At 72.0% G+C, this 12,677-nt stretch carries 6 protein-coding genes; 3 read left to right on the forward strand and 3 right to left on the reverse strand.

Annotation, left to right across the window (positions count from 1 at the left end):
- The 3 genes from P8A18_RS23715 to fxsT are packed head-to-tail and all read left to right on the forward strand — an operon-like array spanning nucleotide 1 to nucleotide 6,522.
- Nucleotides 1–1,941: a hypothetical protein gene (locus P8A18_RS23715; protein WP_306057403.1), complete on the forward strand. Its 1,941-nt coding sequence runs from the start codon at nucleotides 1–3 to the stop codon at nucleotides 1,939–1,941.
- A complete protein-coding gene (locus tag P8A18_RS23720) occupies nucleotides 1,934–3,211 on the forward strand; it encodes a CHAT domain-containing protein (protein WP_306057405.1) in 1,278 nt (425 codons plus the stop codon). Before P8A18_RS23715 ends, P8A18_RS23720 begins: the two co-directional genes overlap by 8 nt.
- On the forward strand, nucleotides 3,208–6,522 hold the full coding sequence (fxsT, locus tag P8A18_RS23725) for an FxSxx-COOH system tetratricopeptide repeat protein (RefSeq protein ID WP_306057407.1): 3,315 nt from the start codon (nucleotides 3,208–3,210) through the stop codon (nucleotides 6,520–6,522). The genes P8A18_RS23720 and fxsT overlap by 4 nt, the downstream gene beginning before the upstream one ends.
- A 70-nt stretch (nucleotides 6,523–6,592) precedes the next feature.
- On the opposite strand, the gene P8A18_RS23730 is transcribed toward fxsT, so the two are convergent.
- The 3 genes from P8A18_RS23730 to P8A18_RS23740 form a co-directional block, all read right to left on the reverse strand.
- On the reverse strand, nucleotides 6,593–10,429 hold the full coding sequence (locus P8A18_RS23730; protein WP_306057408.1) for a multifunctional oxoglutarate decarboxylase/oxoglutarate dehydrogenase thiamine pyrophosphate-binding subunit/dihydrolipoyllysine-residue succinyltransferase subunit: 3,837 nt from the start codon (nucleotides 10,427–10,429) through the stop codon (nucleotides 6,593–6,595).
- Between the two features lie 257 nt (nucleotides 10,430–10,686).
- Nucleotides 10,687–11,763: a HAMP domain-containing sensor histidine kinase gene (locus tag P8A18_RS23735; protein WP_306057410.1), complete on the reverse strand. Its 1,077-nt coding sequence runs from the start codon at nucleotides 11,761–11,763 to the stop codon at nucleotides 10,687–10,689.
- The gene (locus P8A18_RS23740; RefSeq protein WP_014154105.1) at nucleotides 11,760–12,497 is read right to left on the reverse strand and encodes a response regulator transcription factor; all 738 of its coding nucleotides are present in this window, start codon (nucleotides 12,495–12,497) and stop codon (nucleotides 11,760–11,762) included. Before P8A18_RS23740 ends, P8A18_RS23735 begins: the two co-directional genes overlap by 4 nt.
- Nucleotides 12,498–12,677 lie beyond the last annotated feature (180 nt).

The following is a 12,677-nucleotide window of genomic DNA, read 5'->3' on the forward strand; positions in this document are numbered from 1 at the left end:
ATGCCCGAACGGCCGACACCGAACCAGGACCCGGGGGAGCCGGACGACCTCCCCGGCCGGTTGCTGACCGCGCTCGTCTGCTCCGCCCTGGAGCCGTCCCTCACGGGCGTGCTCCTGTTCGATCTCCCGCCCGAATACCTCTCCCCCGTCGCTGGGGTGTTCGCGGACATGCTCGGCCGGTCCTGCGGAAACCCCTCGGGCCGTACCGTGCCCCGGACCTTCCTGGACTCCGCCACGCTCGACGAGGACCTGTGGATACGGCCCCGGGTCCATCGGGGCCCCGCGGGCATCGAGTTCACCCTCGGGCCCGGCCCGCTGGCCGAGACGGGGAACGGCCCCCGGCTGGTCGTCGTGCCCGACCTGGCCCGGTTGAGCGTCCCGGGCATGCGCGCCGCCGTACGACTGCTCGGCGCGGACACCGTCGCGCACACGGACCACCGGCACGACGGCCGGCCCCGCACACGATGGCTGGCGTGCTGCCGCGCCGAGGACACCGAACTGGTCTCACCCCACCTGCTGGACCGCTTCTCCGTGCGCCTCGCCGCCCCGGGGCTGCGGCCACACCCCGGCCCGGACCCGCTCGGCGCACTCCCCGCAGACTGGGCGCGGGCCCTCGACCCCGAGACTCCCCGGCCCTGCCTCACGCTCACGGACGAGGCCGCGTCGACCGTGCTGGAACACCTGGACGAGCGGGAGAGCGGAGGTCACCGCCGCGAACTCGCCCTCGCCCGCATCGCCCGGGGCCTGGCCCGGCTGGACGAGGCAGGGCCCACCGCGGCCGAGAGGCGCCCGTCCGACGGCGGACCGCGCCCGGTCACGGCCGGCCATGTGGACCGGGCGGCACGGCTGATCCGCCTCCGCGCCGTCCACCGCCCCGGAACGCCGCCGCAACCGCCCCCGGAGCACGAGCTGCCCGGACCTCCCCGGCCCGGCAGCCGACCCCACAGTCCCGAGCCGCCGCGGAGTCGGGACCGGGACGCGGAAGCGGGCACCCCGGTGCACGGCCCGGACTCCGCCGTGCCGCTCGGCCTCGCACCGGCCGCCGGGGAAGTGCCGCACGCGGATGTCCCGTACCCGGAGGACAGGGCGGGCCCGGGGCCGGGGGAGGCCACACTGCGGACACCCGCCCGCCGCACCACGGGTGGGCGCGCCTCCCGCGGACCGGTCGTCGGGGTGCGGCGCGCCCGCGACCTGTGGGACCTGGCTCCGGTCCGCACCGCGATGGAAGCCGCCAAGTACCGGGCGGTACGCGGCGATGCCGGCGATTCGCTGGTGATCGCCCCGCCCGATCTGCGCGGCTACGTACGGGCGCCGGAACCGGTGCGGACCCTGACCCTGGTGCTCGACCACACGTGCCGCGGCGACTGGGACTGGTACGCGACGCTCGAACCGTTCCTGCACTGGGCCTACGTCACCCGGGCCTCCGTCCAGATCGTGGAGGTCGGGGGCGAGGGGGAGCCGAACGAACTCCGCTCCCGCTCGTTCACCGCCCGGTCCACCCGCGACCCCAGGATCGCCGCCGCGCTGGCCCGGCGGCCAGGACGAGCCACCCCGCTCGCGCACGGACTCGACCTGGCGGGACAGGCCCTGCGGCGCGCGTTCCGGCACCACAGCGCCGGACTGATCGAAGCGCTGCTGGTCGTCGTCACCGACGGCCGCGGCAATGTGCCGCTCACCGCGAGCCGCAGCGGACGGCCGGGGCCGGGCCCGGTCCAACGGGCCGGCGTCGACGACGCGGTGGCGGTGGCCGGCCACATCCGCGCCCTGGGCCGCAGCCGGCTGCGCAGCGTGGTCGTCGACCCGGGCCGGCACCCGTACAGCCGCCTTGCGACCGCCCTGGCCGAGGCACTCGGCGGCGGTGTCGTCGGACGGCGGGAGGCCGGGGACGCCACCGGCCCGCAGGACCCCGAGGCCGTGGCCCCGGAGGCGCGTCATGGCTGAGGGCAGGGTCCGCCCGATCCGCGGCCCGGCCGCATCGGCCGCGCAGGCCCCGCCCGTCCGGCGGACGCCGGCACCGGAAGGGGCACGGACGGCGCAGCCGCGCGGTCTGGGCGCCGCGCCCGTCGACGCCGCGCGGGCACCCGACACGACGTACGCCCGCATCCGCGTCGCGCGCCACCACACGGGAGCGGGTGCGGCGGAGGCCTTCGGAGTCGAGGCGTGGTGCGACGGGGTGGACCACTTCCCGTACACCACGGGAAGCGGTCAACTACGGCCCCGGGACATCGGTCTCGGCCACGCACGCCGGAGCGGCACGCCGCCCTCCGAACTCTTCCGGTCCATTCGGCGCTGGTCGAAGTACCAGCACCAGCTCACCAGTTGGATCAACCGGTGCCGGCTCGCCCACGGCGACGGGCTGCAGATCGTCGTCCTCGACCAGACGGGCTTCGACCTGCCGTGGGAAGCACTCGACCTGCCCGCCGTACCGGAGGCCGGGCTGCGCGGCGGCCCCTTGGGCGCGCTCGTGGACGTGGCGCGCTGGCTGGACGACTTCCCCGACAGGGCGGTCGCGCCCAACGGCGCGGTGCTGGGCTTCTTCCACCCCGACATGAGCCGTGACCAGGAGTTCTTCGAACAGTACGAACACCGGACGCACTTCGGCATCGAGAGCTTCCTGAACAACCTCGACGACGTCACCGAACAGCGGACCGGCCTCGTCTACATGGGTTGCCACGGCACCTTCGACCACGAGCTCAGCAAGCTCACCCTGGCCGGCGGGACCTGGGCGGACTACGACGATCTCGACATGCGCCTGCTGAGCCGGGACGACACGCTGGTCTGCCTGAACGCGTGCCACTCCGGGCGGTTCCTCGACTACGGCGGGGACGGCAGGCAGTATCTGCGTGGCTTCACACAGATATTCCTGCGCAACGGCGCCGGCGGCTGCATCGTCTCGGCCGGCGAGGTCGGTGACTCCGAGGCCCGGGTGATGATCCGCCGGATCGTCGACACCGTGACCGAGGACCCCGACCGGCCGGTGGCCGGCGCGCTGCGGGCGATTCGCGCCGGGGTCCACGACACGTTCCTGATCGGCGGCGGCGTACCGATGATGGTCAGGGACGACGGCACCTTCGACACGCGGCGGCAGCGGAACGTGCTGCGGCTGCTGTACAGCCTGATGTTCCAGTACTACGGACACCCGCTCAGTACGCTGCGCCTCACCGGACGCCACCAGGGCACCCCGGCTCCGAGGGAAGGGGGCGGGCTGTGACCCGCGACGAGCGTCCCCTGCTGATCGAACCCGTCGTGGGCTGGCTGCCCGAGGTGCGACCCGGCCTCGTCCAGTGCGTCAGCGTCGACCTGCGCGGCCCGCTCGACGGCCGGGGCCGGACGGACACCGACGCCTGGCCGTACGACGACGAGGAGGAACTGGCGTTCAGTGTCGCCCTGGAGGGGGCGCCGTACTTCGTCTGCGAGGCACTCGACGACCCCGGTGTCGTCCTGCACCGCTTCGGCGGTACGTACGGCCCGGCGACGTTCCTCGTCACCGCGGGGCCCTCCAGCGGGCCCGGCGTGCTGCGGCTGACCGTCTTCAACCAGTGGGGCGCGTCGGTGCGCAAGGAAGAACTGGCCTGCCTCATCACGGAGTCGGCGCACTCCGGCGGGGCGAGGCCCGGCACCCTCGTCCGCGGGCCGGAGACGTCCCCCGCGCACCCCGGACCGGTCGCGGCCGACGGCCCCGACGCGAGCGTCACCATCAGCTCCGCCGGGTACAACTGGGCCTGGGCGGAATGGATCGGCTACCGGCTGGAGCTGCGCGGAGTGCGGGTGTTCCGCCGGAGCTGGTCCCCACCGCCCGAACTGCCGCTGGAGGAGGCCCTGCGGGACCTCGCTCGCGCCCCCGGCCGCGTCCTGCTCCTGCTCAGCGACCCCTACGTCCAGCCGGAACTCCGCAGCCACGAGGAGTGGAACCGGGCCCTGCGCGAGGTCGTCGTACCCGACCCCGACCGGTTCGCGGCGGTGCGCCTCACGGAGTCGGCGCTGCCCGGCGCCGCCTCGGCGCTGAATGCGGCGGACCTCGTCCGCGTACCCGCCGACGAGGCGGAGCGACGGCTGCTGGTGCTCCTGAGGCTGCCCACGCGGCCACTGCCTGAGGAACTGGCCGCACTGCCCGGCCCGCGCTTCCCCGCGGACCCGCCCGCCGTATGGGGCGGGGTGCCTCGCCGCAACCCGCGCTTCACCGGCCGCGAAGAACTGCTGCCGGCCATGCACGAGACGCTCCACATGGCCGAGCCGGGGCGGCGCCGAGTGGTCCTGCACGGCATGCCCGGCATCGGCAAGACACAGCTGGCGGCGGAGTACGTCTACCGTTTCGGCTCCGAGTACGACGTCGTGTGGTGGGTGCCGGCCGACCGGCGCTCGGGCTACCGGCAGAAGCTCGCCGAACTCGCCCCGGTGCTGGGCCTGTCCACCGGCGTCGAGTACGGCGAGCGGCTGCGTGCCGTACGCGAGGCGCTGGGCTGGGGCGAGCCGTACGCCCGGTGGCTGCTGATCCTGGACGGGGCGGACGAACCCGAACAGCTGCGGGACCTGGTACCCCTCGGACCCGGGCACGTCCTGATCACCTCCCGCAACCCGGAGTGGGGGGAGTACGACGTCCGGGCCCTCGACGTACCTGCCTACACGCACCAGGAGTCGGTCGCCTTCGTCCGCCGCCGGGCCCCGCGCCTCACACCCACCGAAGCCGCCCGGCTGGCCGGGGCGCTGGAGGACCTCCCGCTGCTGCTCGACCAGACGGCGGGCTGGCTGAACGAATCGGTCATGTCCGTCGAGGAGTACATCGGGCTGCTCGGCCACGGCGCCGACCAGGACGTCGTCAAGGTGTCGGCCGACTTCCCGCTCACCTTCCGGACCGCCTGGGCGATCCTGCTGAACAGGCTCCAGGCCGCCGCCCCGGAAGCCGTCGACCTGCTGCGTCTGTGCGGCTTCTTCGCGCCGGGCTCCGTTTCCGTACGGCTGCTCAAGGCGGTTTCGCCGGACGGACTGCCCGAGCGGCTCGCGGGCGTGATCCGCGATCCGGCGCTGTGGAGCACGACGATCCGCCGGTTGCGCGAATACTCCGTGATCCGCGTGGAGCCGCACGGGGCCGAGGGCAGTGAGTCCGTCCACCTGCACCGCCTGGTCCACCGGATCATCCGCAAGGACGTGCCGGAGCACGACCGACTGGCTCTCGCCACCGGAGCCCGCCGCGCGCTGGCCGCCGTCGATCCGGGCGATCCCTCGGACATCCGTCACTGGCCGGCGTACGCCGCCCTCACCACCCACCTCGAATGGGCCGGGGTCCTGGACAGCACGGACCCCGAGGTGCACCGACTGGTCCTCAACTGCCTCCGCTACATGTACCTCTCCGGGGAGTACGGCAGCGGCATTCGGTTCGCCGCGCCCGCGATGGAGTCCTGGGAGAGGCTGCTCGGCGCCGCCGATCCCCGGATCTGGGACCTGCGTCACCACTACGCCAATCTGCTGCGGGCCCTCGGCGACTACCGGAGCAGCGAGAGGGTCGAGCGCGCCACCGCCGACTTCCTGGCCACCGAGCGCGGCGAACTGGACCTGGACCACCTGCGGGCCGCCGGCGGGCTGGCCGCCGATCTGCGCGGCCTCGGCCGCTACCAGGAGGCCCTGGAGCTCTCCGCGTCGATCCTGGAACGCGATCGAAGGCTGCTCGGACCCGAGGACCCCCGCACCCTCAACGCGGAGAACAACCTCGCCGTCTCACTGCGGCTGCTCGGCCGGTACGCACAAGCGCTGGAACAGGACGAACGCACGCTGGAACTGCGCCGGGCCGTGCTGTCCGCGGACGCGCCACCGGCCCTGTACTCGGAGATCAACCTCGCCACGGACCTCAGGCTCCTGGGCCGGCACCGCGAAGCGGGGCACGCCCTGCGGGAAACGGTCGAGCACCATCTGCGGGTGATGGGCGACAACAACCCGCAGACGCTGCGCGGGCAGTACCAGCTGGCGCTGTGCCGGTACGCACTGGAGTGGGCCGGGACCGCGCTCATGGACCTCGTCGGGGTCAGAGAGGACGCGCTGCGGATGCTGGGAGAGCACGCCCCCCTCACCCTTCTGATCACCGCTGGGGTCGCGGGCGCGCAGAGGGAGGCGGGCGACCCCGGCCCGGCGCTGCGGCTCCACGAACAGGTCGTGGCCGGCTATCGGGGCATGCTGGGTGCCGAGCACCCGTACACCATCGGCGCCGAGGGGAACCTGGGGCTGATGCTTTGGACGGCGGGGGACCGGGGCCGGGGAGCCGAGGAGGTCGAACTGGCCCGCGTCGCAATGGCGGAGGCGGTCGGGGAGGACCATCCCTGGACCATCGGGTGCGCGCTGAACACGGTCCTGGTTCGGGCCCGGACCGAAGGGCTGCCGGACGTGCCGCTGCTGGGGCGGGAGAACAGCGCGCGGGCCGATGCCGTGCTGGGGCCCCGCCACCCGCTGGCAGCGGCCTGCCGGCAGGCGCTCACGGCGGCGTCGGCGGATACCGGGCCCGGGTTCTGGTCCTTCGAGCCGCTCGTCATCTGAGACACACACCGAAGGGGCCTGCCCCGCGAGAGAATCGCGGGGCAGGCCCCTTCGGTGTGTGCGCTGCCGGTCAGGCCTCGAAGACCTCCGCGACCAGCTGGGCCTGCTCGGCCTGGTGGCGCTTGGCCGAGCCGACCGCCGGGGACGAGCCGCGCGGGCGCGAGATGCGGCGCAGGCGCTCACCGTGCGGGACGTCGGCGCCGACCGCCAGGTCCAGGTGGTCGATCAGGTTGAGCGCGATGAACGGCCACGCACCCTGGTTCGCCGGCTCCTCCTGGGCCCAGAGGTACTTCTCGGCGTTCGGGTACTTGGCGATCTCGGCCTGGATCTCCGCACCCGGCAGCGGGTACAGGCGCTCCAGACGGATGATCGCCGTCTCCGTGTCACCGCGCTTCTCGCGCTCGGCGTCCAGGTCGTAGTAGAGCTTGCCGGAGACGAAGACGACCTTGCGGACGGCCTCGGCCTTGACCGACTCGTCACCGATGACCGGGCGGAAGCCGCCGGTGGTGAACTCCTCCACCTTCGACGCGGCCGCCTTGAGGCGGAGCATCGACTTCGGGGTGAAGACGATCAGCGGCTTGTGGTGCGGGTTGTGCACCTGCCACCGCAGGAGGTGGAAGTAGTTCGACGGCAGGGTCGGCATCGCGACCGTCATGTTGTCCTGCGCGCACATCTGGAGGAAGCGCTCGGGGCGGGCGGACGAGTGGTCCGGGCCCTGGCCCTCGTAGCCGTGCGGCAGGAGCAGCGTGACGCCGGAGGTCTGGCCCCACTTCTGCTCGGCCGAGGAGATGAACTCGTCCACGACGGTCTGCGCGCCGTTGACGAAGTCACCGAACTGGGCCTCCCAGATGACCAGCGACTCCGGGCGGGCCAGCGAGTAGCCGTACTCGAAGCCCATCGCCGCGTACTCGCTGAGGAGCGAGTCGTAGACGTTGTAACGGGCCTGCTCGTCGGAGAGGTAGAGCAGCGGGGTGTAGTCCTCGCCGGTCACCTGGTCGACGAGGACCGCGTGGCGCTGGCCGAACGTGCCGCGGCGGGTGTCCTGGCCGGCGAGCCGGACCGGGGTGCCCTCCATCAGCAGCGAACCGATGGCCAGGGTCTCGCCCATGCCCCAGTCGATCGTGCCGTTCTCCACCGAGGCGGCGCGGCGCTGCATCTGCGGCATCAGACGCGGGTGCACGGTGATCGACTCGGGGATGTTGACCTGGGACTCGGCGATCCGCTTGACGACCTCGGCGGAGACCGCGGTCGACACGGCCACCGGGAACTCGGCCTGCGGGTCGGAGACATGCGGCTGCGCCGGCTGCGAGGTGGCCTCGCGGACCTCGGCGAAGACCTTCTCCAGCTGGCCCTGGAAGTCCTGGAGCGCCTGCTCCGCCTCTTCCAGGGTGATGTCGCCGCGACCGATGAGGGACTCGGTGTAGAGCTTGCGCACCGAGCGCTTCTTGTCGATCAGCGTGTACATCTGCGGGTTGGTGAACTCCGGGTTGTCGCCCTCGTTGTGACCGCGGCGGCGGTAGCAGATGAGGTCGATCACGACGTCCTTGTTGAACGCCTGGCGGAACTCGAAGGCGAGACGGGCGACCCGGACGACGGCCTCGGGGTCGTCGCCGTTGACGTGGATGATCGGCGCCTCGATCATGCGCGCCACGTCGGTGGCGTACATCGAGGAGCGCGAGGACTCCGGGGCGGCGGTGAAGCCGACCTGGTTGTTGATCACCACGTGCACGGTGCCGCCGGTGCGGTAGCCGCGCAGCTGCGACATGTTGAGCGTCTCGGCGACGACGCCCTGGCCCGCGAAGGCCGCGTCGCCGTGGAGGGCGACGGGCAGGACGGTGAAGTCCGTGCCGCCCTTGTTGATGATGTCCTGCTTGGCGCGGGCGATGCCCTCCAGGACCGGGTCGACCGCCTCCAGGTGCGAGGGGTTGGCGGCCAGCGAGACCTTGATCTGCTCGCCGTCCAGACCGGTGAAGGTGCCCTCGGCGCCCAGGTGGTACTTCACGTCGCCGGAGCCGTGCATCGAGCGCGGGTCGAGATTGCCCTCGAACTCGCGGAAGATCTGGGCGTACGACTTGCCCACGATGTTGGCGAGCACGTTGAGCCGGCCGCGGTGGGCCATGCCGATGACGACCTCGTCGAGGCGGGCCTCGGCGGCGGAGTCGATGACCGCGTCGAGCAGCGGGATGACGGACTCGCCGCCCTCCAGCGAGAACCGCTTCTGGCCGACGTACTTGGTCTGCAGGAACGTCTCGAACGCCTCGGCGGCGTTGAGCCGGCGCAGGATGCGCAGCTGCTCCTCGCGCTCGGGCTTGGGGCGCGGGCGCTCCACCCGGTCCTGGAGCCACTTGCGCTGCTTCGGGTCCTGGATGTGCATGAACTCGATGCCGGTGGTGCGGCAGTACGACTCGCGGAGCACGCCGAGGATGTCGCGGAGCTTCATCAACGACTTGCCGGCGAACCCACCGACCGCGAAGTCCCGCTCAAGGTCCCACAGGGTGAGGCCGTGCTCGGTGATGTCCAGGTCGGGGTGCTTGCGCTGGTGGTACTCCAGCGGGTCGGTGTCGGCCATGACGTGGCCGCGGACCCGGTAGGAGTGGATCAGCTCGAAGACCCGCGCGGCCTTGGTGACGTCGTCGTCGTGCGAGGCGTCGATGTCCTTGAGCCAGCGGACCGGCTCGTAGGGGATGCGCAGCGCCTTGAAGATCTCGTCGTAGAACTCGTTCTCGCCGAGCAGCAGCTGGGAGAGGATGCGCAGGAACTCGCCGGAGGCGGCGCCCTGGATGACCCGGTGGTCGTACGTGGAGGTCAGGGTCATGACCTTGGAGATGCCCAGCTTGTTCAGGGTGTCCTGCGAGGTGCCCTGGAACTCGGCCGGGTAGTCCATCGCGCCGACGCCCATGATGAGGCCCTGTCCGGGCATCAGGCGGGGCACCGAGTGGACGGTGCCGATGCCGCCGGGGTTGGTCAGCGAGGCGGTGACGCCGGTGAAGTCGTCCATGCCGAGCTTGCCGTTGCGGGCGCGGCGGACGATGTCCTCGTAGGCCTGCCAGAACTCGAAGAAGTTGAGCGTCTCGGCCTTCTTGATGGCCGCGACGACCAGCTGGCGGTCGCCGTTCGGCTTCACCAGGTCGATGGCCAGGCCGAGGTTGACGTGCTCCGGCTTGACCAGGGTCGGCTTGCCGTCCTTCACCGCGAAGGAGTGGTTCATCGCCGGCATGGCCTTGAGGGCCTGCACCATCGCGTACCCGATGAGGTGCGTGAAGGAGATCTTCCCGCCCCGGGCGCGCTTGAGGTGGTTGTTGATGACGATGCGGTTGTCGAAGAGCAGCTTCACCGGGACGGCGCGCACGGACGTGGCCGTCGGCAGCTCCAGCGAGGCGTTCATGTTCTTCGCGACCGCGGCGGACGGGCCGCGCAGCGTCACGTACTCCGGACCGGCCGGAGCCTCCGTGTCCGCGTCCGCCTTGGCGGCCGGGGCCGCGGCCTTGGCGGCGGGGGCCTTCGCGGCCGGAGCCGGTGCGGCCTTTGCCGGGGCGGGTGCGGCCGGAGCCGGAGCCTTGGGCGCGGCGGGAGCGGCCGGCGCGGCGGGAGCCGCCGGTGCCTGGGCCGCGGGCTGCGCCGGCGCTGCCGGTGCGGTGTTGTTGGTGGCGGCGGCCGGGGCCGCGGGCGCTGCAGCCCCCGCGGCTGCGGCGCCGGGAACGGGCTTGTCCGCCGTGCCGGTCTTGCCCGGCTTGTAGTCGGCGAAGAAGTCCCACCAGGCGCGATCGACCGAATTGGGGTCCTGGAGGTACTGCTGGTAGATCTCGTCGACGAGCCACTCATTGGCGCCGAAAGCCGCGGCCGGGTTGGTACCCGGGCCGGCCTGGTCGGTCGAGATGCTCGAGTTACTGGGGGACTGAGACGACACGGCGGCAACCGCCCTCTTCCGCTTCACAAGGTGATGGACAGCGGGAATCAAGGCTACGCCTCCCCGGCCGTTCCCTGCAGGCCGGGCCGGTCTTCGTCGTGCAAGTCACATCGAAAGTCGGGTTTCGGCGCAGGAAATGGCGGGAAACAAGCATGGTTCCGCTTCACTCCGGGTACGCGAGGCCGCAACTACGGCCCCTTGGACCGTACCCCCTGAACAGAACACGCAGAACGTGCCCTTCCGGTTCGAACCCTACGTCAACCTCGTTGTTGAGGTATCCCCGGAAGAGTGACGCGGATGCGGCAGCCGCGAGCAGATTCGGCCACCCCGATACGGCCGCCGTGCAGATCCACGGCCCAGCGGGCGATCGCGAGCCCCAGACCCGTACCGCCGTCGCTGCCCGGACCGTGCGGGGAGGCCACCTCGCCCCGGTTGAAACGCTCGAAGACGCGATGGCGCTCGGGCTCCGGGATGCCGGGGCCCTCGTCCGCCACCTCCAGGAGCAGGGACTCCGGCTGCGGACCGCGCCGGGCGAGCACCGTGACCCGGCCGTGCGGCGGGCTGTGCTTGACCGCGTTGTCGATCAGGTTGGCCACCACCTGGTGCAGCCGCTCCGCGTCCGCGTGCGCGGTCAGCTCGGGCGGCGAGACGTCCAGGTGCAGATGGACGTCGGTGCGCGAGTGGTTCCCGGAACCCGAGGACAGCCGGCGGTGCGCGGCGGCGAGGTTCGCCTCCTTCAGCACCCCCGACAGATACGGCCACACCTCGAAGCGGCCGGTCCTCAGCGTGACCACGCCGTTGTCCAGCCGGGACAGGTCCAGCAGCGTCTCCACCAGCCGGCCGAGGCGCTCCGTCTGTTTGAGCGCCGTGCGCATCGTCTCCGGATCGGCGGACGAGACCCCGTCCACGACGTTCTCCAGGACGGCTCTCAGCGCCGCGATGGGGGTGCGCAGCTCGTGCGAGACATTCGCCACCAGCTCCTTGCGGTGCCGGTCCACCGCCGCCAGGTCGTCGGCCATCAGGTTGATCGTCTGGGCCAGGTCGCCCAGTTCGTCGCGCCGGCCCGCGCCGTTCACCCTGCGCGTGTAGTCGCCGTGCGAGATGGAGCGGGCCACGGCACGCATCTCGTCCAGCGGCGCGGTCAGACCGTGCGCCACGAACTGGGTGATGAGCAGGGTCGCGATGACCGAGAACACCGTGATGAACCGCAGCTCGGTCCGCGTACGCAGGGCGACCATGAGCAGCCCCGTCGTGATGAAGACCGACACCACGACCAGGGTGCCCAGCTTGGCCTTGATGGAGAACGGCCGCAGTCCCGGTCCGGGCGCGGTCATGGCGCCGGGGTCTCCAGCGCGTAGCCGACGCCGTGCACGGTACGGATGCGCTCCGCGCCGATCTTCCGGCGCAGCGCCTTGATGTGGCTGTCGACGGTCCGGGTGCCCGAGGCGTCCGCCCAGTCCCAGACCTCGGCCAGCAGCTGCTCCCGGGAGAGCACCGCGCGCGGGGTGTTCGCCAGGCACACCAGCAGGTCGAACTCGGTCGGTGTCAGGTGGACGTCGTCGGCCCGGACCCGCACCCGGCGCTGCGCGTGGTCGATCTCCAGCTCGCCGAGGCGGAGTATCCCGCTGCGCGGTGTCACGGCGGCCAGCGCCGCCCGCTCCACCCTGCGCAGCAGGACGTGGACCCGCGCGGCCAGCTCACGCATGGAGAACGGCTTGGTCATGTAGTCGTCGGCGCCGACCCCGAGCCCGACGAGCATGTCGGTCTCGTCGTCCCTGGCGGTCAGCATCAGCACCGGCACCGGCCGCTGGGCCTGCACCCGGCGGCAGACCTCCAGGCCGTCGAAGCCGGGAAGCATGATGTCGAGCACCATCAGATCCGGCTGCCAGGCCTCGGCCGCGTCCACGGCCGCCGGGCCGTCGAGAGCGGTCTGCACCAGGAAGCCCTCCGCCCGCAGCCGGGCGGAAATGGCATCGACGATCGTGGCGTCGTCCTCGACCACCAGCACGCGGCGCTGCGCGCCCGGGGTGGCCGCGACACCGTTGTGGGTGGTGTGTGTCTGTTCCATCGCCCCGCCCCTGCCCGTTCTCACGGAGGCCATTCCCCCGGACGAACGGTTTTCGCTCGTGAATTTCGTGGGTGATCCCGCTACCGGTCAGCAGCGTAGAGGCAGCGGAGGGCTTCCGGCTACGCAGGGTGCAAGTCTGTGCGGACGGAACGGGTGTACGTGAAACGCGGAGTGCCGCGC

The organism is Streptomyces sp. Mut1 (genome assembly GCF_030719295.1).
GTDB lineage: Bacteria > Actinomycetota > Actinomycetes > Streptomycetales > Streptomycetaceae > Streptomyces > Streptomyces castrisilvae.